Raw genomic sequence first — 20,431 nt, 5'->3', positions numbered from 1 at the left:
GCTTTTGTGCGCTGCCGTTTTGTCTTGCTTGCTCTTGTGCGCTAGCGCTTAAGGGGGGGTTATCATGGCAGTGACCATCATCCCCAAAAACACCAACGAGGTAATCAAGAGGCTAATCGCTCTTTTCGTGCTTGTCCTCAATTTTCCTCCAAAATCAGTGGATCTTCTTAGGAAGAGACTAACATATTTTGGGTATTAACCCAATACTTTCACCTAGACGAACTGCCATAATTAACCCCTTTCACCAGGCCAAGAGGGGAGCCATTATCCCGGTTGACGTGAACCGTGCCGGCAGCATCGACGAACAGAATCGTACTCAAGATGATCACGTACTTGTAGCAAAATTAACATTCTAGCGGAGACAAAGACGTCGGATTTGATAACTGTTACGTGAGAACGAGAACCTTCCGCTGAGTAGGAGGTTTTTGTTTTCAAGATCAATTCGGCAAGTTTTGTGGGCCTCATTACCCCATCACGGGTAATTCTCTTCTTTCGGATTCCGAAGCACGTTTTGGCTAGCGGGGGCGATTCTTGCCTTCCGCCAGCTATTTCGACACTAGGGGGTGCAGACAATGTCAACGAGTTATCTGTCTTCACGTCTTCTTGAATTCGGCTTATCCGTCGGAATCAGGAATGTCATGCTCGGCCTTTTTGGCTCTTGATTCAAGCCCTTTAATGGTTTCCAGATAGTCCTTCTCGACCTGTGAAGGTGTCTGTACCTGATATTTACGGTACTCAGCAGTTGCCTTGTCAATCGCTTTCTGGTGGCTAACTTTTCCTGCCCCTTGAAGCTGCTGTTGCCCAGTTGCTGCCAGGATATTGTCAAGATGCTCGACGTAGTCGCTCATGTACATCGGATGGTGATTCATAGCCTGCACTTCAGCAAAATCGAAGTAACCAGAAACTAGACGATTTAGCACCTTTAATTCGTCTTCCGTCAAATAGTTCTTGGCCACCTTGGTCTCTGCAAGAGTAGGCTGATTGCCCTTGAAAGTCGTTAAGCCCATGAAAGGTTTGGAAGCATCGGCTCGGCTATAAATGATTTCCGCCGCTGTGTGTCCGTGAGTAGCGTAATGCAACTTGTTCTGAACCATCTTGAAAAAAGCGACCGATTCCGCGCTCTTCGGGTCATAGTCAACACTAGTTGCGTATAGATCCAGCACTTGTCGGTACATCACTTTCTCCGACGAACGGATATCGCGGATCCGCTCGAGAAGCTCGTACCAATACGATCCACCACCAAGGTTCTTAAGTCGCTCATCATCTAGGGTGAAGCCCTTGATGAGGTACTCTTTCAGTCTCTCGGTTGCCCAACGTCTAAATTGCGTAGCAGTCTTGGATTTAACCCGATATCCCAGGGAAATAATCATGTCTAGGTTGTAGTGAGGCAGCGTCCTCGCCACGTTGCGGCTACCCTCACGGCGAACCTGTCGGAAATCCCGACAGGTTGCCTCCTCATCAAGTTCACCCTCAGCGTAGATGTTTCCAATGTGCTCGACAATGTTAGACCTTGAACTTTGAAAAAGCTCCGCCATCTGCTGCTGCGTAAGCCAAACCGTCTCACCCTCAAGTCGGACCTCGATACGTACAGTGTCCTCTGGGCTCTGGTAGATCAGCATCTGTCTATTGGGCTCGTCAGTTCGACTATTGTCTTCTGTGGCCATGACGCTCCCTTCCGCACGAGTGATGAGATCGACCACTAGGCGATTTGCAGTAGCTAGTCAGCATCCGAATCGCAGCGCATTTACCAATAATTANGGGTTGGTAGCCGAATAGTTGTCAGCGCCTACGGTCATCACGTCGGTTGGAGTCGGGTCAGGTGTATATTTTGAAGCTTCAGCGGTGAACCAGGAATGGTAGCCCTCTGGAACAGTCGAATTGTCAACCTTTACGGTGTAGGTCTTGCCCTGCGGGTATGGGCCTAGATACTTTGTTCCGCTCCAACGAACAGGATCCCCGACGGTTCCCTTGGTCGTCTCAACCAGGTTCCCGTCGCCATCGTAAACATGAAAAGCAATATTCTTCCAGGTCTCAAGAACCTTAGCCGGCGGCTTTCCACCATAAACGTTAAGCGTACGGTCTACCCCGATAACGTCCTGCGGCGAATCGAAGAAGGCCTTCGTCTGCTCGTTTATGAAAATCTCCGGTAAAATTTCGATTCTTACCTGCTTTTGTGCGCTGCCGTTTTGTCTTGCTTGCTCTTGTGCGCTAGCGCTTAAGGGGGGGTTATCATGGCAGTGACCATCATCCCCAAAAACACCAACGAGGTAATCAAGAGGCTAATCGCTCTTTTCGTGCTTGTCCTCAATTTTCCTCCAAAATCAGTGGATCTTCTTAGGAAGAGACTAACATATTTTGGGTATTAACCCAATACTTTCACCTAGACGAACTGCCATAATTAACCCCTTTCACCAGGCCAAGAGGGGAGCCATTATCCCGGTTGACGTGAACCGTGCCGGCAGCATCGACGAACAGAATCGTACTCAAGATGATCACGTACTTGTAGCAAAATTAACATTCTAGCGGAGACAAAGACGTCGGATTTGATAACTGTTACGTGAGAACGAGAACCTTCCGCTGAGTAGGAGGTTTTTGTTTTCAAGATCAATTCGGCAAGTTTTGTGGGCCTCATTACCCCATCACGGGTAATTCTCTTCTTTCGGATTCCGAAGCACGTTTTGGCTAGCGGGGGCGATTCTTGCCTTCCGCCAGCTATTTCGACACTAGGGGGTGCAGACAATGTCAACGAGTTATCTGTCTTCACGTCTTCTTGAATTCGGCTTATCCGTCGGAATCAGGAATGTCATGCTCGGCCTTTTTGGCTCTTGATTCAAGCCCTTTAATGGTTTCCAGATAGTCCTTCTCGACCTGTGAAGGTGTCTGTACCTGATATTTACGGTACTCAGCAGTTGCCTTGTCAATCGCTTTCTGGTGGCTAACTTTTCCTGCCCCTTGAAGCTGCTGTTGCCCAGTTGCTGCCAGGATATTGTCAAGATGCTCGACGTAGTCGCTCATGTACATCGGATGGTGATTCATAGCCTGCACTTCAGCAAAATCGAAGTAACCAGAAACTAGACGATTTAGCACCTTTAATTCGTCTTCCGTCAAATAGTTCTTGGCCACCTTGGTCTCTGCAAGAGTAGGCTGATTGCCCTTGAAAGTCGTTAAGCCCATGAAAGGTTTGGAAGCATCGGCTCGGCTATAAATGATTTCCGCCGCTGTGTGTCCGTGAGTAGCGTAATGCAACTTGTTCTGAACCATCTTGAAAAAAGCGACCGATTCCGCGCTCTTCGGGTCATAGTCAACACTAGTTGCGTATAGATCCAGCACTTGTCGGTACATCACTTTCTCCGACGAACGGATATCGCGGATCCGCTCGAGAAGCTCGTACCAATACGATCCACCACCAAGGTTCTTAAGTCGCTCATCATCTAGGGTGAAGCCCTTGATGAGGTACTCTTTCAGTCTCTCGGTTGCCCAACGTCTAAATTGCGTAGCAGTCTTGGATTTAACCCGATATCCCAGGGAAATAATCATGTCTAGGTTGTAGTGAGGCAGCGTCCTCGCCACGTTGCGGCTACCCTCACGGCGAACCTGTCGGAAATCCCGACAGGTTGCCTCCTCATCAAGTTCACCCTCAGCGTAGATGTTTCCAATGTGCTCGACAATGTTAGACCTTGAACTTTGAAAAAGCTCCGCCATCTGCTGCTGCGTAAGCCAAACCGTCTCACCCTCAAGTCGGACCTCGATACGTACAGTGTCCTCTGGGCTCTGGTAGATCAGCATCTGTCTATTGGGCTCGTCAGTTCGACTATTGTCTTCTGTGGCCATGACGCTCCCTTCCGCACGAGTGATGAGATCGACCACTAGGCGATTTGCAGTAGCTAGTCAGCATCCGAATCGCAGCGCATTTACCAATAATTATAGTTTACGAGCCACGGTGTTTTGTAGTTTACGAGCCACGGTGTTTTGTAGTTTACGAGCCACGGTGTTTTGTAGTTTACGAGCCACGGTGTTTTGTAGTTTACGAGCCACGGTGTTTTGTAGTTTACGAGCCACGGTGTTTTGTAGTTTACGAGCACGGTGTTTTGAGAGATGACAGATCAGGTGGTTTATATCAATTTTTCAACGTGCAATTGGAATTATCCGAGCGCTGGATATTTCAGCTATTTGATTAAGGCTTGAGAAAAGAGTGGCGTAACTGCGGTTCTGTGGCTACCAAACAACGAGTCCGTTAGAATTAGTGAAAGCGGCGTGCTTGACGCCAGTCGTTTTTTTAGCATCGAGGGGTTATATTCCGATGACTTTGTGATCTCTACTCAGCCCTGCTGAGACGCTACCCATCTACCGTTGCGTCCTGGAGATCATTATGTCTGCAATCAACCTCGATAATATTTCTTTTTCTTACTCATCTGTACCGCTGTTAGATCACATCAGTTTGCATGTCGGTGACGGCGAACGTGCCTGCCTGATCGGGCCCAACGGGTGTGGCAAAACCACGCTGCTTCGCATCGCATCAGGCGACCTGATGCCGGAGACAGGAACAGTCAAATTCGACGGTGTGGAGCCCGAGCTTTTCCGCGTTCCGGTTATTGAAGAATTCAACGGAACGGTCGAAGACTATCTCGATTCTGCACTTAGTTCGCTGCGAACTATTGCTACCCAGTTTTATGCTGCCTCTACCCGACTGGAGAGCGATTTTGCTCCTGATGAGGTGAGCCGGGAATATGACCGATTGTTTGCCCAAATGGCAAGCCTCGACATTTGGACGCTAGATGCTCGGGTCTCTGAGGTTATGGACGGAATCGGTCTAGGGCTATTCATGGGGTCAATGCGTAGTCTGGGCACACTGTCTCCTGGCCAACGTGCTCGCCTTGAACTGGCAGCCACTCTCATCATGAAACCTAAAGCGTTGATTTTAGATGAGCCCACCAACCATCTCGACGGCGAAGCAATCGGCTTCCTTGCAAAAACAATCACTAGCTGGAACGGCCCGGTACTGATGAGCAGCCATGATCGGGCTTTCATCGAAGACACCGCAACGGTTATTTACGACATGGACGCGCAGGTGTGGGATGCGCTGGCTAAAGCTGACGGAAGCGGCGAAGTAAAAGGCCTTTATCGGTGCGCGGGAAACTATTCCAACTATTTATCCGAGAAATCAGAAGCCCAACGCAAATACGCCGATATACATGCACTTCAACAAGCCGAAAAACGTAAGTTACGAAAACACAAGCAGGAAGCCAGAAAGATTGCTTCTGGCGGCGGGCGGCTAGCCAAAGCTGAGGGGAAAGCAAAGAAGTTTTTTGCAGACCGTGCAGCCGCGACGGCTGAACGCCGGATGCGTAACGACGACAAGAGGCTGCAGGCCTTAGCCAGCCAAGAGGTGCGCAAACCTCGCAACTATGACTTGTCGTTCCAGTTTGAACAACCATCAGATCGCGCAGGGATCGCGGTATCCGCCAGGCAAGCAACGGTAAAGCAACGGCTTGCAGCTGTCAGTTTCGATCTCGCTTACGGCGAGCACTTGCTTGTCACCGGTCCAAACGGATCTGGGAAAAGTACGTTATTGAACTGGATTTACACCGCACAGCCACCTGTGGAGGCTGAGACAAGCGGGACGATCACGCGCGGCAAACCTGTCAGCTTGGTTCCCCAGCGACTACCCAAAGAAAACGACCCTGGTCTTACCACCGATGCCTGGTTCAACGGAATCGGCGAAGCTGGCAAAGGCATCTTGCACCCGTCAATGTGGTCCACGTCCATCCCAAAATTATCGGCAGGTAACCAACGCCGAGCCCAAATCGCAGTAGCTATTGCCTCGACCCCTGCCATCCTCATCATCGACGAACCAACTAACTACCTCGATCTAGCCTCCATGGAAGCCCTTGAGGAAGCATTAACAAAATGGACGGGCACATTGATCATCGCGAGCCACGACCGATGGCTCATTGAACACTGGCAAAGTAGAAGAATCTGTATCCGCTAACGCAGACGGTTTTCCACACCCCCTTGGGGCGTACTCGCTAACGCAAACGCTACTTATCAAATCCGACGTGAAAGTGGAGCCCCCTGTCAGACTCGAACTGACGACCTTCGCTTTACAAGAGCGGCGCTCTACCAACTGAGCTAAGGAGGCATCGGCAAGAAGCGAGCAGTTTTCCACTCCGGCATTCCTGCGCACTTCATTATGCCAGAAGCCCACGCAAAAATGCCACTTAGCTATACGTTAGCTATAAACCGTTATAACTGAGCTATAAATGCCGCTTGACTACCAAAAGTGGAATCACTCTACTTCTTTAAAGCTGCCACCTGCTTTAAGAATTCTGGCATTCCTACTTTACTCCAGCCGCTTATCTCTTCGCCGTTTACTGTAACCGTAGGGGTGCCTTTATAGTTGTGGTCGGAAAATACTTTATTGGATTCGGCCACTACTTTCTTCCACGCTTCAGACGTAATAGAAGCTGGAAGGTCAGCTGCTACATCTTTCGGCACACCCGCCTTAGCTGCAATACGCGCTATCTCTTCTGCGCTCGGTGGCTCACTCTTCTCACTCATAATGTCGTAAGACTTAGCGAAAAGTGCATCATTAAAATCTCCGAAACTATCTGGCGCATAGGTGGCAACATAGAAAACTGCCGCCGCTCCTAACTCAGAAAATTCGGTACGCATAATTGCTACCGGATGCTGAATTAGCTGCACATCTCCGGCATTTTCATGCTCCTTATAAGCTTCTTTCGCTTCGTGATGGAGCACGGTGCAATGGCTGCACATATAGTCGGCATAGATTCCCACCTGCGGCAACCCTTCTTGCACAGCAGTTGCTTTCCCGTCTTTCCCAAAAGGTATCCCGTAATCTGCAGTCACATTCTGCAATTCAGCCGCGCGCGCTGTACCGGTGTAATTTTCTTCTTTATGAGCTCCCACTATTTTTATAATCACTACTAGGGAAATTACCAGCACTAACGCCACTGTACCTACAGCTATAAGGCGATTGCGCTTCGCTCTTTTCCGCTCCTGCTCCCGCAATGCCTGCATTTTTTCCCGCGTAGCAGCGCGGCGTTCTTTCTTCGTAAGCTTATTGCTCTCGCTCATAATTTTCTTTTCGCTCGCTTTTCCGTACTACAAATATACTTTAAGCGTTTTCCTACTTTCGCTCTAAATATAGTAAATTAACTCGGCAGATTCAGAAATTGCAGCCAATTAAATTCTGGAGCGTTCTGCCAGAAAATATAGGCAGCCCCCGCAAGCGCGCCCCCAATTATCCACCAAAGAAGTTGGTAGCGGAATTCTGGGGCTATTTCTTGCCAAAGCCACCGCGATCCTAGCCGGGCCCGCGCATTAAAAGGTAAATTCCAAGAAACCGCTAAGGCGCTAGCTATTCCGATTAGTACTGCGTTCTGTAAATCGAGCACATAGGTAGAAAAGAACCAGCTCAGCACCCAAAAAATACCGGCGGCAACCGCCCCAAAGAATACGCTGCGCACTATTATCCCCGGTAAAGAAATAGGAAGCTGCATGACTATCCATCCCCAGCCATCTCGCCGCCGGCCTTTCTTCACAAAATAGCGCACATTTTTCTGGTAGAAAGTACCAATCATATCTAGCAGCAGAAGTATCACTAGGAATGCTGCTCCTCCTGGTATCGGCGCAGCTGCCCCCACAAAGACGCTGACTACCCCCAGTAATAGTATTTGTAGACGGCAGTGTGGAAGGGCAGGTAAATAGTTTTCTGCCAGTGCCATACCAGGTTGTATTAGTAAATTATCTGCTCCGGAGTTCCCGGCCATTAGCCAATTCTCTCTTGCGGGCGAATTCTCTGCGCGGGGCGCCGCGTTAGCTCCCCCGGGCGGTACTAATGCAGCTTCGCTGCGGAGAGTCGCGGGTAAATCCGGCGCACCATAGGCATCAGTGCCTGTATCGCCGTACGAATCATCGTAATTATTGCCATACTCCTCGCCATATTCTCCACCAGCGTTTCCGGCATACTCCGTGGAGTCTGTGCCGTAATCCTCGCTAGCTCCCCAGTTAGGAGCAGTTTCCGCCACCAAAGTAGGAGCCACGGCTGGCTGCTCCACCTTTTGCGGCGCCTTTAGCGGCGTGAGCAATGTGGCAGCTTGGTGCGGATCGGCAATTATTTCCAGCAGCTCGGCATAGGAAATACGCTGGGTAAAATCTACTGCCAGAGCTTGGCAGAAAGCGGCTTGCAGAGTAGAAGAAAGCCCCGGCAGGTAGGGTGGCGAATGCAGCACCCGCTGCATAATGGCTGAGGCATTTCCTTTTCCGAAAGGAGCACTGCCGGTGGCGGCATAGGCGAGCACGGCAGCTAGCGCCCACCAATCAGCTTCTTTATCTGGAGAAGCTCCCTGCAATACCTGCGGATCGCAATATCCCGGAGTATGCGCTAAAAATCCTTGCTGCGTGAGGCGGGTATCTTCTCCTAGCTGGGAAATACCGAAATCAATTAATACCGGCCCCGCTTTCCCTATCATCACATTGGCGGGTTTAATATCTCGATGTAAGACGCCGGCGCGATGCACATTTTCTAAAATCTGCTGCAACTCCTGCCCGAGTCGCAGTAAATCTTCTTCTGTGTAGATGCCGTTTATCTCCACATCTTTTTCTAGAGTTAAGCCCTCCACCAACTCCGTGACGATAAATACTTCATCGGCTGCAATCTCCGCATCGATAATTTGTGCGACGCCAGAACCGGAAATTCTTTGCAACATTGCTATTTCTCGCCGTAGCCGCGCCCGCGCCTCTGGATCTGCTGCCACCGCCGGATGGAGGCGCTTAAAAGCCACTCGCCGCCCAGCTGGATCTAGGGCTTCATAGACGGTAGATACCCCGCCACGCCCAATACGTTTTACCAGCTCATAGCCATATACTTGCATAATTTTCCAGTTGCTTACTCGCTATTTTTCACCGAGATTTTTCCCGTCATTTTCTTTTATTCTACCGTGGCTTTTTCACTCCAGCACCCGGCAAAAATCACCGCTCTCTGCCCCAAATTTTTTCGAAAATCTTGCAAAGTCGCAAAGCGGCATTTACAACTATAAGCAAATATGTAAACTTAAGCTTAGTAAATACACCGATGTATTTATCGTGCTGATTCTAACCATTCATGCACCTTTCACTCGGATCGTCCGGCACGTACCTGCCGGTGAAGGGAATAACGATGGCTACCGTTACATTCAAAAACGCCACTTTAGTATACCCGGGAGCAGAAAATCCCGCGGTCAATGCCTTAAATCTCGAAATTAAAGACGGAGAATTTTTGGTATTAGTAGGGCCTTCTGGTTGTGGAAAATCCACTTCCCTCCGTATGTTGGCCGGATTAGAAGACGTAACCTCCGGAAATATCTATATCGGAGAGCGCGACGTGACCAATGTAAGCCCGAAAGATCGCGATATTGCGATGGTTTTCCAGAACTATGCTCTTTATCCGCATATGACGGTGGCCGATAATATGGGCTTTGCTCTGAAAATTGCGGGCGTAGATAAAGAAACTATCCGGAAGCGGGTAGAAGAAGCCGCCGCCGTATTAGATTTAACTGAGTACTTAGACCGGAAGCCCAAGGCACTATCCGGTGGGCAGCGCCAGCGCGTAGCGATGGGGCGGGCAATCGTACGAAAACCGCAAGTATTCTTGATGGATGAGCCTCTCTCTAATCTGGATGCGAAACTGCGTGTACAAACACGTACTCAGATTGCTGCTCTGCAAAGAAATCTGGGCGTCACCACCGTATATGTGACCCACGATCAGACGGAAGCTCTCACCATGGGAGATCGTATTGCCGTTTTGAAAGACGGTATTTTGCAGCAGGTAGCTTCCCCAGATGAAATGTTCGCCCGTCCCGCCAATGCTTTCGTAGCTGGGTTCATTGGATCTCCTGCTATGAATCTGGGCACCTGGAGAATAGATGGCATGCAGGCCGCCTTCGGAGAAGCGCGCATTAATCTGCCGGCGCCGGTACGTTCTGCGCTCACTGGCGAAAATGCTACCGAAGTAATCGTAGGCGTCCGCCCAGAAGCCTTTAATCTGGTAAGTGCCGAGACCGAAAATGCGATTCCGCTGCGCGTCACCTTTGTGGAACACCTGGGATCGGATTCCTATGTATACGGCACCATTGTGGGAGCAGAAAACGAAACGCATCTTTTCGGTTCCGGTGATAAATCCGAAACGATGACGGTACGAGTATCCCCCGAGGTACATCCTGCCACTGGTGAAACGGCATATATTTGCCCAGACGCCGCCCATATTCACTACTTCTCTGCCAAGAGTGGAAAGCGAATCGGCGACTAAGTACTTTTCGAAAATACGCGTCCGTGCGCATTTTCTCGAAAATACTCTTTAATATAGACGGAGGGGTACAGTGCGTGCCCCTCCGTTGCTCTATTTTTGGGAAGGGAACCTGATGGAAGAAGCTCTCGAAATTACCTCTGCCGAAGTGCTTCCCGCTCTCTTAGATTTGCCGTGGCAGCTACCCTTGCGGGAATGGCCAGAGGAACTAATTGCTGCTCTCCCGCGCGGTATCTCACGCCACATGGTGCGTTTTGTAAAATTAGATGGCCAGATTTTGGCAGTAAAAGAAATAGATGAGGCTTTAGCGCGCCATGAATATGATATGTTGCGCCAGCTCAACCGGCTAAATGCTCCCTGCGTAGAGCCACTCGCCGTCATCTCCCACCGCTTCACCGCCAGTGGTGAGGCTCTGAATTCAGTACTTATTACCCATCATCTTCCCTATTCTTTGCCCTACCGAGCCGTATTCGGGCAGGCAGCTATTCGCCACTCGACTGTGGATAGACTTATTGACGCCTTGGCCGTACTGATTGTGCGTTTGCATCTGCATGGCTACTACTGGGGAGATATTTCTCTTTCAAATACTCTTTTCCGGAGAGACGCCGGAGAATTTGCTGCCTATTTAGTAGACGCAGAAACCGGATCATTGCAGGCTACTCTCTCTGCCGGCCGGCGGGAAAACGATGTAGATATTGCGCGGACGAATATAGTTGGAGAACTGCTAGATCTGCAGGCGGGAGGAATTCTCGATACCGAATTCGACGCAATTGCTATCGGTAATCGCCTCCAAGCTCAGTATTCTTCCCTCTGGAACGAACTCACTTCAGAAGAATCCTTTGCCCTCACGGAGCGGTGGCGGGTAGATAATAGAATCCGCCGCCTTAATGAGCTGGGATTCGACGTAGGCGAATTAGCTATGAAGACCGATAGAAACGGCACTTTCCTCTCTATCCGCCCGAAAGTGGTAGATGCTGGGCATTATTCACGGAAATTAATGCGCCTCACCGGCTTGGATGTAGAAGAAAAACAGGCGCGGCGCATGATGAATAATATGGAGCAGTTCCGGATGCTGCCCGAGAATCAGGGGCAACCTCTCTCGGTGGTAGCTCATCAGTGGTTGGCAAAAGTCTACGAGCCGACGGTACGAGCTATTCCGCGCGAATTACGCGGAAAATTACAGCCCGCGCAACTTTTCCACGAAATACTTGACCACCGCTGGTTCATCGCCGAGAATGCGGGGCACGATATTTCATTGCCGGAAGCCGTGCAATCTTATATTGAGAATGTGCTCAAAGACCGCCCGAATGAGGCAGCGGTGCTCACGGAAACAGATTCCCAACTACACCCGGATATTGCCAGCAGTCTTTCGGAAGACTGGTCTGGATATATGGCTTAAAAATCTGCCGGCGTCGGTATCTATGGCGTCGCGCTACTGTTTACGTCGCGCCGGTATTTATGTACTACGCCGCTATTTATGCGCCGCGCAACTCCGCAATCAGTAATTCTGCCAACTGCACAGTATTCAGAGCCGCACCTTTTCGCAGGTTATCACCCACCACAAACAGCACCAGCCCGCGCCCGTCTGGCACGGATTGATCTTGCCGAATGCGCCCTACGAGGCAATCATCTACTCCAGCACCTTGTAAAGGAGTAGGCACCTCCACATATTTCACACCCGGAGCTTTCTTTAGCAGCTCAATCGCCCGTTCGGGGCTAATAGGAGATGCAAATTCAGCATTAATACTCAAGGCATGAGCAGTAAATACCGGCACGCGCACACAAGTCCCCGCTACCGGCAAATTCGGAATCCCCAGAATACGCCGCGTTTCGTTACGCAGTTTCTGCTCTTCGTCGGTCTCTCGCGAACCATCTTCCACGAGATTTCCCGCCCACGCTACTACGTTAAAAGCAATCGGAGCCACATAGGGAGTGGTATCAGCTGGATGGCTAATCGCATTGCCGTCCAGAGCCAGGCCTTCCAAATTTTCGGCTGCGCCCTGGCGAGTCTGTTCAGCCAGTGCCCGCACGCCTTTCACACCCGAGCCGGAAACTGCTTGATAGGAAGAAACTACCAAGCGCTGCAATTGTGCTTCATCGTGCAACACTTTTAATACCGGCATAGCAGCCATAGTGGTGCAATTCGGATTAGCGATAATTCCTTTCGGGCGGTTGCGCAGATCCTGCGGATTTACTTCCGATACCACTAGCGGTACTTCCGGATCTTTTCGCCAAGCAGATGAGTTATCTACCACCAGCGCTCCAGCTTGCACAAATTTCGGCGCATACTCTTTCGATACGCTGGCACCTGCGGAGAAAACTGCTACGTCTATTCCTGAAAAATCCGCTTTGGCAATATCTTCTACGACTATTTTCTGCCCACGGAAATCTAGCTCTTTACCTGCAGAACGCGCAGAAGCAAAAAACCGGATCTTTTCGGCCGGTACATTCCGCTCCGCAATTAGCGTACGCATCACTTGCCCTACCTGCCCGGTAGCGCCTACTACTGCTAATGTAATACTCATCTTCCCGTACCTCCGTATACGATTACTTCGCCTTCTGAATCTAAATTAAAGGCCGTATGCACTACTTTTACTGCCTCATCGAGCTGGTTTTCCGAAAGCACTACCGAAATACGAATTTCCGAAGTAGAAATCATATCGATATTAATTCCTGCTTCTGCCAAGGCTCCAAAAAGCCGTGCCGATACTCCCGGATGCGAGCGCATTCCCGCACCTACCAGCGAAAGAATACCTACGCCTTCATTAGATTTGAGCTTGGTAAATTTTAATTCATCTTGTGCTTCCTCTAAGGCGCTAAAAGCGGCCGGCACATCATCTTTCGGCAAGGTGAAAGAGATATTTGCCGAATTAGCTGCATTGGTAGGAGTATTTTGCACAATCATATCGATATTTACATCTGCACTCGCCACGATTGCAAAGAGCCGCGCAGCTGTGCCCGGTTCGTCTGGAATACCCGCTACCGTAATTTTTGCCTGCGATTTATCGTGGGCAATCCCAGAAATCATCGGGGCTTCATTCTTGCCGTCTAGATATTTCTCGTCTTTCTCTTCCACAATCCAGGTTCCTTCCTTATCGGAAAACGATGAACGCACATGCAATGGCACCCGATAACGGCGGGCATATTCAACTGCACGTAAATGTAAAACTTTTGTACCGTGAGCAGCTAACTCTAAAGTCTCTTCATAGGTGAGCGCGGGCTGCTTATGAGCCGTAGGAGCAATACGCGGATCAGCTGTGAACACCCCGTCTACATCGGAAAATATTTCACAATAATCTGCCCTTAACGCCGCTGCAAAAGCTACTGCCGTAGTATCAGAACCACCGCGCCCCAGCGTAGTGACGTCGTCGCTATCAGTATTCACTCCCTGAAAACCGGCAATTACGGCAATACCGCCTTCGCGAATAGTACGAGCTATGCGCTCCGGCACTACTCCTACAATAGAGGCTTTGCCGTAAATCTCATTCGTAAGTAACCCAGCCTGTTGGCCAGTAAAAGCATTCGCCGGTACTCCCAGATCCGATATTGCCATTGCCAGCAGCGCCATCGAAATTCTTTCCCCCGCCGTGAGGAGAATATCCATTTCCCGCGCGCGTGGGCGGGGAGTGACGGAACGAGCTAAATCGATAAGGTCATCGGTGGTATCTCCCATTGCCGAAACAATTACCACTACCTGATTACCTTGGTTATAAGTATCTACTATCCGCCGCGCTACCCGCCGAATAGATTCTGCATCCGCTACGGAAGATCCGCCGAATTTTTGTACAACTAGGCTCACTAGTGCTCCTTATTAACTTTCCCTTACTTCAGTCTAGAGGAGAAAGGAAAACGTTTCGGGCTACTCTCCTCGCTGCTAGCATTACGTTAGTCACGTTTTGCTTGCTATTTCGTTTCTTCTGGCGAATAAAGACGCCGGCGCCCCTCCAGCGCGCGCGAAATAGTAATTTCATCGGCATACTCCAAATCGCCACCAATAGGTAGCCCTGAAGCTAGGCGCGAAACTATCACACCCAGCGGCGCTAAATTAAGCGATAAATAGGTGGCGGTGGCTTCCCCCTCTACGTTCGGATCGGTAGCGAGAATTACTTCTTTAATATTTCCCTCTGCTAATCGTTGGTAGAGTTCACGAATACGTAAATCTTCCGGCCCTACTCCACCTATTGGGTCAATAGCACCGCCTAATACGTGGTAGCGACCGCGAAATTCCCGCGCTTTTTCAATTGCCACTAAAGCGCGCGAATCTTCCACTACACAGAGCACGGAATCGAGCCGGCGCGGATCGGCGCAAATGCGGCATATTTCTGTTTCGGTCACGTTGCCACACACACTGCAATAGCGCACTTTTTCTTTTACAGCTTGCAGTGCCTCTACCAGCGTCTGCACTTCTGCATCGTCTACCTCTAGCAGATGAAAAGCAATTCGCTGTGCGCTTTTCGGGCCAATTCCCGGCAGTCTTCCTAATTCAGTAATAAGCTCCTGTACTGCTCCATCATAAATGCCTGCCATTAAGCGCCATCCTTAGCAGATTGCCTGCCGATTATTTTTCCGTCAAATTTTTTCAAAACGACTTTTAATCCCACTACTTCGGATTGATCAATTACTGGATCATCTGCCGATACTTCTGCTTCTTCCCGCTCCGCTATTTCTTCTGCGTTCGGCTGCTGGGGCACAACTTTTTCGGCAATTCCGGATTTCTCAGTTAACCCCGATTTCTCAGCTAACCCAGCTTGCCCGGAATTATCTACTGCCGCAGAATTCAACGCAGCTGGGCGCTTTGGAGGTAATTTTGGCATATCTTTCGCATAGAAAGGCTTTTCAGAAGGAATTTTCTCCCTAGACGCCACCGCTACTGCCGCCGCAGATGCCACTGCAGATTCCTCCACAGAAATCGCCGGCTTTTCCTTCGGAGATTCGAGAAGTTGCCCGAGCACTCCAGCCGGATCCCCAGTTTCTGCAGTTTCGGTAGTTTCTACAATTGCTGCAGCTTCCATATTTTGCTCGACACCATTAGTCGGCGCTTCAGAAGCTATAGGCTTAGCTGCTGCGGTAGTAGGCATAGCTGGCATTTTAGGTGCTGCCGGTACTCCCGGTACCTCCACTCCCGATAGCCGCTTTTTCCAACCAGTATGCTGATAAATGGCCATAGCTAGCGCATTCAAAGCTGGAATCGTTTTATTGAAGTGCTGAGCTTGTGCAGCAGTGGGGAAAGCTATACTCACTACCGCTCCCTCTACCTGAGCTATTCCACTTGCCGGCGCTAAGGCTTCAGCTGCTGCCGCAGAGGTATTCGCCGCTTGCTCCTTAATAGCTTCCCACTGTGCCGCTATTTGCTCCTGCTCAGTCTTATCGTCTTTATTGCCTAAATTATCTTCCAAATTTGCTCCGGTAGACGCCGGATTGCCGCCACCCGCCGGCGCGGTATTGACAGCAGACTGCGGCGAATTGGGCGGCACAGGCGGCATACTGGACTTATTCACTGCACTAGGCTTATTCATTGCATTAGGCATCTGCGGCGTACTGGGCATACTAGGTGGCATATTAGGCATTGCCCGCCGGCGCGGATCTTCCATAGGCTTAGCGAAAGGAGGAGGTGTTTGCTTCTGCCCAGCTTCGGCATTCACAGCCCCATTCGCTAGCGATTTCACTTCTTGCGTATCGCGCGATTTTTGTTCATCTACCAGCAACCGCGCACAGAGCAACTCCAGCTGCAAACGCGGTGCCGTAGCGCCAACCATAAAATTAAGTGCTTCATTCGTAAGATCGGCACAGCGAGAAGCACGCCGCGCACCCATTTTCTGCGCCTGCTCTTGCATATGCGCATAAGTATCTGCCGGTACCGAAGAAAAGACATCTCCCGCAGCTTCCCCCGCGAGCGCAATAATTATTAAATCGCGGAATCTCTGCAGTAAATCCTCTACGAAACGGCGCGGATCATGGCCCGAATGCACTATTTTATCTACTACGGTAAAGAGCTCTGCTCCGTTTCTCTCTCCAATAGCTACTACTGCGTCATCAATTAAATGTGCCGAGGTGTACCCCAGCAGAGCTACGGCACGCTCGTAATCTAAAGTATCACCCTGAGAACCGCCGATTATTTGATCTAACACTGAAAGCGTATCTCGCACCGATCCTGTGCCAGCGCGTACCACTAAAGAGAGTACGTCTTTCCCGGCTTTTATCCCTTCCGCTTGGCAAATCTGCTCTAAGTATTCGAGCAGAATAGGCGGCGGCACTAGGCGGAAAGGATAGTGGTGCGTACGAGAACGAATAGTACCGATTACTTTTTCTGGCTCAGTAGTGGCAAAAATAAATTTAACGTGCGCCGGCGGTTCTTCCACTAGTTTCAATAACGCATTAAAACCCTGGTTGGTGACCATATGGGCTTCGTCAATAATAAAAATCTTGTACCGATTGCGCACCGGAGCAAATCCCGCTTGCTCCCGCAATTCGCGCGCATCGTCTACCCCGCCGTGCGAAGCCGCATCCAGCTCTACTACGTCTAAAGATCCTGATCCGGAACGAGCCAGTTCCTTACAAGAATCACATTTTCCACAGGGAATAGCGATAGGGTATTCGGCGCAATTTAAACACCGAGCCAAAATACGCGCAGAAGTAGTCTTACCGCAGCCACGCGGTCCAGAAAATAAATAGGCATGCGTAGTATTGCCGGACGCGAGAGCTGCCATAAGCGGCTCCGTCACATGCTCTTGGCCAATTACTTCCGTAAACGTTTCCGGCCGATAACGCCGGTACAGGGCAATACTCACGCCTTTATTCTACGCAATTTTCCAGCCGACCGCTTTTTCTAAAACAAATGGCTAGGAAAAACAGCTCTCTGCCCACCGAAGCTGCCAAGTGCATAAAATACCGCGCTGAACAGGAGAATATAAATTTCGCTGCCCAGTTGCTAAATAGCTACTACTCAGCCGCTGGATATCTACTTGACTAGTGGATAATAGTGATATCGCGTGGCATTCCGGTATCTACCGTAATATCTAGTGGCGACGGCTCCACACCGTTGCGCACCATCTCCCAACCAAGTGCCGCTATCATCGCTCCATTATCTGTGCAATAGCGAATAGGTGGAATACGCACTTCAATGCCGTGGCGCTCTCCACGCTCTAGCGCCAATTCCCGCAACCGAGAATTTGCCGAGAACCCTCCCCCAATTACTAAAGTATCGCAGCCATTGTGTAGGCAAGCTTCAATAGCTTTGGCTGAAAGAGCATCATCTACTGCTTCGGAAAAACCGGCCGCAATATCGGCTTTAGGAATTTCTTCTCCGCGCGCTTCCAAACCTTCGATATGACGCGCCACCGCCGTCTTTAACCCAGAGAAAGAATAATCATAGGGATGCTTTTCTTTATTTTTCGCAGAAGAAAGCGCCCGCGGGAATCGAATCGCTTCTCTATCTCCCTGCTGCGCTAACCTATCGATATGCGGACCACCTGGATAAGGCAGACCCAGCAGCCTCCCCACTTTGTCAAAAGCCTCGCCAGCAGCATCATCTAAAGTGCCACCCAGCTCTACCACGTCTGTGGCGATATTCCGCACTAACAGCAAGTGGGAATGCCCGCCCGAAACTACCAAACCTACGAATTTTTCCGGTAAATCTCCGTGCACAAGCTCATCTACCGCAAGATGGGCGATAATGTGATTGACCCCGTAGAAAGGCTTTCCCAGCGCAAAAGCCAAGGCCTTTGCCGCACTCACTCCTACTATCAAAGATCCTATTAAACCAGGCCCCGCAGTAGCGGCCACGGCATCTACTTCCGCTAACTCCACTCCCGCTTTATCCAGTACCGCCTGCAGCGTAGGAAGAAAAGACTCTAAATGAGCGCGCGAGGCAATCTCCGGAATTATTCCACCATAGCGGGCATATTCATCCATAGAGGTAGCTGTGACGTCCGCCAGCAGTTCCCCGTTGCGCACCAAAGCAATACCCGTTTCATCGCAAGAAGTTTCTATCCCTAATACAAGTTCATTCACGTGCATATTGTAGCGCTTCTACCCACGCCCTGTTTATTTATAGATATTTAGTGAGAAGCTCGGCAATAAAAATATAAAGACACATAATAAAGACTCCTCACGCACCCGCCAGAGCTTATGTGCCCTTGCTGCATTCCTGCCCTGGGGGATTCCACAAGATGACGCCACATGAGGAGCCACTGCCTATAATACGGGATTTTCCGCTCAGAGTCCTCTCCACAAGACGATGAGAGTAAAACCACCTCGCTTCTACCTCATCGACTTTCTTTTTTTCGCGCCCTCCAGTTAGAATGATTATCTGTGCTCACTTTATAAATTTTATAAAGTAGATGCCCGAGGAGGATTCGCCTAGTGGCCTATGGCGCACGCTTGGAAAGCGTGTTGGGTTAACGCCCTCGGGGGTTCGAATCCCCCATCCTCCGCCAGCCACCCCGCTGAATCGTTGATTTGGCGGGGTTTTCCTTTATTTTAAGCCGAAAAACAGCAGTGGTGCTTTGGGCAAGTTTAAGCAATTTTAAGCGACTTTTGGTATCCTAGGGGGGCCAGAAGGGGTCCAAAAAAATTAAGAGAAGGGGGCCAAGAAAATGGCACGCAAAACCTTCGGCTCAATCATCAAACACGGCCAAAACTATCGCGGCCGCTGGCGCAAAAACGGCCACGAATACTACACCGCAACCGTCTCCACCAAAACCGAAGCACAACAACTCCTAGATCTAGTACATTCCGAAATCGTTCGCGGGGAATGGAACGAAAATCGCATCTACACCACGGAAGGTGCAAAACAAAAAATAGCCACAATAAAAGAATGGATACCCTACTGGGTCGAATACATGGAAACCATAGGAAAATCTCCTAACACTATCCGTACCTACCGCTCCAGGTGGGTAGCCCACATCGCGCCATATTTCGGAGAAAACACCAAACTGGCCCACATCACCAGCCTGGACATACATAAATTTTTAAAGCATCTAAATGCTACGCAGAGCCCTGCTAGTGCGCGATCTATAATGCGGGACTTTTCCGCCGGCCTAACCGCCGCCCAAAAACTACACGTAATAAAAGAAAAACCCCAAATGCCCGACGGTTTCTTCTCTAAACCACCCCGCCGCCCAAATAGCTACACTACCTACACCTATAAAGAACTAAAACAAATCATTGAAGCCACCCCAGAGCGGTATAAGGCGGCTATCGTGGCGGCCAGTCTAGGCTGCCTGCGCTCTGGAGAAGTTGCCGCCCTGCGTAGAAAAGACTGCAGTAAAACCGGGGACTGGATAGAAGTCTCAAGAGCCACCAAAAGAGACCAACACGGGCAGGTTGTAGTGGGGCCGCCGAAATCAAACGCCGGCTACCGCACAATACAGTTAGACAATTATGCGGCAGGTGTTTTGAAGTATCATCTTGATACTTTTACCCCTCCAGGGAAAGACGCACTCCTTTTCCCACCCCTACGGTATCCAGCGCAATTTATTACCGATAAAGCCCTCCGTAACATATTGCATAAGGCTTGTGAGGATGCTGGCCTGCCGGTAGGGCGGTTTCACGATCTTAGACATTCTGGTTTAACGCTTTATGGCCGGGCGGGGGCTACTATTGCGGACTTGATGGCGCGCGCGGGCCATAGTGACCCGAAGACGGTAATGATTTATCAGCATTCTTCCGCACGGAGAGATGCTGAGCTGGCTGCACGCATGGCAGCAGAAGCATGAAAACCAGCCAGCAGCGTTTCTTGATAGGCCTCGATTACCCATACAGGGAGGTTTAGTTCTTCCGCGATAAGAAACACGTTCCCGCCGTAGACCTTTTCTGCTAGAACGTACTCTATCGGGGATACTAGTAGCCGTGCGGCTCTGCGATTCACGGCCGCTTCTATCTCTGGGCTTTGGTGCCCGTCATGCCAGCAGCAGGCGTGAATATATTCGTGGGCTAGCGTGGCTAACTGTTCTTGCTCGGAAAGCCGACTATCGACGATTATTAGCCGTTCTGGTAGGTAGTATGCTCCTGGTATAGGGAACGGTAGAAACGAAACATGCAACTGCCGTTTCCTACACTGGGCAAGGAGCTGATCTAGAGTCACGCAAAACAGTATAAGAGTAAGCTCCGAAGAAATTTCTTTTACAT

The 20,431-nt window shown here is 50.1% G+C and carries 16 protein-coding genes, 2 tRNA genes and 1 other RNA gene; 5 read left to right on the top strand and 14 right to left on the bottom strand.

Annotation, left to right across the window (positions count from 1 at the left end):
- Positions 1 to 209: 209 nt before the first annotated feature.
- From BQ7117_RS07975 to BQ7117_RS01290, 4 genes are all read right to left on the bottom strand, one after another.
- On the bottom strand, positions 210 to 329 hold the full coding sequence (locus tag BQ7117_RS07975) for a DUF4314 domain-containing protein (RefSeq protein WP_143273939.1): 120 nt from the start codon (positions 327 to 329) through the stop codon (positions 210 to 212).
- A gap of 285 nt (positions 330 to 614) precedes the next feature.
- Positions 615 to 1,700: a virulence RhuM family protein gene (locus BQ7117_RS01295; protein ID WP_237563027.1), complete on the bottom strand. Its 1,086-nt coding sequence runs from the start codon at positions 1,698 to 1,700 to the stop codon at positions 615 to 617.
- A 676-nt stretch (positions 1,701 to 2,376) separates the two neighbouring features.
- Positions 2,377 to 2,496, bottom strand: a complete 120-nt coding sequence (locus tag BQ7117_RS07970; protein WP_143273939.1) for a DUF4314 domain-containing protein — start codon at positions 2,494 to 2,496, stop codon at positions 2,377 to 2,379.
- Between the two features lie 285 nt (positions 2,497 to 2,781).
- Positions 2,782 to 3,867: a virulence RhuM family protein gene (locus BQ7117_RS01290; protein WP_237563027.1), complete on the bottom strand. Its 1,086-nt coding sequence runs from the start codon at positions 3,865 to 3,867 to the stop codon at positions 2,782 to 2,784.
- 502 nt (positions 3,868 to 4,369) lie between these two features.
- Between BQ7117_RS01290 and BQ7117_RS01285 the strand changes: the two genes are divergently transcribed.
- Complete coding sequence (locus tag BQ7117_RS01285) at positions 4,370 to 5,989, top strand: ABC-F family ATP-binding cassette domain-containing protein (protein WP_073995848.1); 1,620 nt, start codon at positions 4,370 to 4,372, stop codon at positions 5,987 to 5,989.
- 74 nt (positions 5,990 to 6,063) lie between these two features.
- Here the strand turns inward: BQ7117_RS01285 and BQ7117_RS01280 are convergent.
- The 3 genes from BQ7117_RS01280 to BQ7117_RS01270 all read right to left on the bottom strand — a co-directional run bounded on the left by BQ7117_RS01280 (position 6,064) and on the right by BQ7117_RS01270 (position 8,894).
- Positions 6,064 to 6,139: transfer RNA gene (locus tag BQ7117_RS01280), tRNA-Thr, on the bottom strand.
- A 152-nt stretch (positions 6,140 to 6,291) separates the two neighbouring features.
- On the bottom strand, positions 6,292 to 7,095 hold the full coding sequence (locus BQ7117_RS01275) for a DsbA family protein (protein ID WP_073995847.1): 804 nt from the start codon (positions 7,093 to 7,095) through the stop codon (positions 6,292 to 6,294).
- A 77-nt stretch (positions 7,096 to 7,172) separates the two neighbouring features.
- Positions 7,173 to 8,894, bottom strand: a complete 1,722-nt coding sequence (locus tag BQ7117_RS01270) for a serine/threonine protein kinase (protein WP_073995846.1) — start codon at positions 8,892 to 8,894, stop codon at positions 7,173 to 7,175.
- A gap of 284 nt (positions 8,895 to 9,178) precedes the next feature.
- Between BQ7117_RS01270 and BQ7117_RS01265 the strand changes: the two genes are divergently transcribed.
- Together BQ7117_RS01265 and BQ7117_RS01260 are read left to right on the top strand one after the other, a co-directional pair.
- The gene (locus BQ7117_RS01265) at positions 9,179 to 10,306 is read left to right on the top strand and encodes an ABC transporter ATP-binding protein (RefSeq protein WP_073995845.1); all 1,128 of its coding nucleotides are present in this window, start codon (positions 9,179 to 9,181) and stop codon (positions 10,304 to 10,306) included.
- 112 nt (positions 10,307 to 10,418) lie between these two features.
- Positions 10,419 to 11,702 carry a DUF4032 domain-containing protein gene (locus BQ7117_RS01260; RefSeq protein WP_073995844.1) on the top strand — a complete coding sequence of 428 codons (1,284 nt, stop codon included), beginning with the start codon at positions 10,419 to 10,421 and terminating at the stop codon, positions 11,700 to 11,702.
- 76 nt (positions 11,703 to 11,778) lie between these two features.
- Here the strand turns inward: BQ7117_RS01260 and BQ7117_RS01255 are convergent, their stop codons facing one another.
- The 6 genes from BQ7117_RS01255 to ffs form a co-directional block, all read right to left on the bottom strand.
- The gene (locus tag BQ7117_RS01255; protein WP_073995843.1) at positions 11,779 to 12,828 is read right to left on the bottom strand and encodes an aspartate-semialdehyde dehydrogenase; all 1,050 of its coding nucleotides are present in this window, start codon (positions 12,826 to 12,828) and stop codon (positions 11,779 to 11,781) included.
- On the bottom strand, positions 12,825 to 14,102 hold the full coding sequence (locus BQ7117_RS01250; protein WP_073995842.1) for an aspartate kinase: 1,278 nt from the start codon (positions 14,100 to 14,102) through the stop codon (positions 12,825 to 12,827). Before BQ7117_RS01250 ends, BQ7117_RS01255 begins: the two co-directional genes overlap by 4 nt.
- Positions 14,103 to 14,206: 104 nt before the next feature.
- Entirely contained in the window at positions 14,207 to 14,830 is a 624-nt protein-coding gene (gene recR, locus BQ7117_RS01245; RefSeq protein WP_237563026.1) for a recombination mediator RecR, read from the bottom strand.
- A complete protein-coding gene (locus BQ7117_RS01240) occupies positions 14,830 to 17,091 on the bottom strand; it encodes a DNA polymerase III subunit gamma and tau (protein ID WP_073995841.1) in 2,262 nt (753 codons plus the stop codon). The genes recR and BQ7117_RS01240 overlap by 1 nt, the downstream gene beginning before the upstream one ends.
- Before the next feature lie 178 nt (positions 17,092 to 17,269).
- On the bottom strand, positions 17,270 to 18,313 hold the full coding sequence (tsaD, locus tag BQ7117_RS01235) for a tRNA (adenosine(37)-N6)-threonylcarbamoyltransferase complex transferase subunit TsaD (RefSeq protein WP_237563025.1): 1,044 nt from the start codon (positions 18,311 to 18,313) through the stop codon (positions 17,270 to 17,272).
- An 85-nt stretch (positions 18,314 to 18,398) separates the two neighbouring features.
- Positions 18,399 to 18,494: signal recognition particle sRNA small type (ffs, locus tag BQ7117_RS01230), an RNA gene on the bottom strand.
- A gap of 156 nt (positions 18,495 to 18,650) precedes the next feature.
- On the opposite strand from ffs, the gene BQ7117_RS01225 reads away from it, so the two are divergent.
- Positions 18,651 to 18,738, top strand: a tRNA-Ser gene (locus BQ7117_RS01225).
- 159 nt (positions 18,739 to 18,897) lie between these two features.
- Positions 18,898 to 20,019: a tyrosine-type recombinase/integrase gene (locus BQ7117_RS01220; protein WP_073995838.1), complete on the top strand. Its 1,122-nt coding sequence runs from the start codon at positions 18,898 to 18,900 to the stop codon at positions 20,017 to 20,019.
- Here BQ7117_RS01220 and BQ7117_RS07965 read toward each other — a convergent pair.
- Complete coding sequence (locus BQ7117_RS07965) at positions 19,959 to 20,387, bottom strand: ImmA/IrrE family metallo-endopeptidase (protein ID WP_419865604.1); 429 nt, start codon at positions 20,385 to 20,387, stop codon at positions 19,959 to 19,961. The two genes, BQ7117_RS01220 and BQ7117_RS07965, sit on opposite strands and share 61 nt — an antisense overlap.
- Positions 20,388 to 20,431 lie beyond the last annotated feature (44 nt).

The sequence above is a fragment of the Arcanobacterium urinimassiliense genome (genome assembly GCF_900119495.1).
Lineage (GTDB): Bacteria > Actinomycetota > Actinomycetes > Actinomycetales > Actinomycetaceae > Arcanobacterium_A > Arcanobacterium_A urinimassiliense.
Note: the sequence above shows the minus strand (reverse complement) of the source record. Positions and strands in the feature narration are given on the sequence as shown.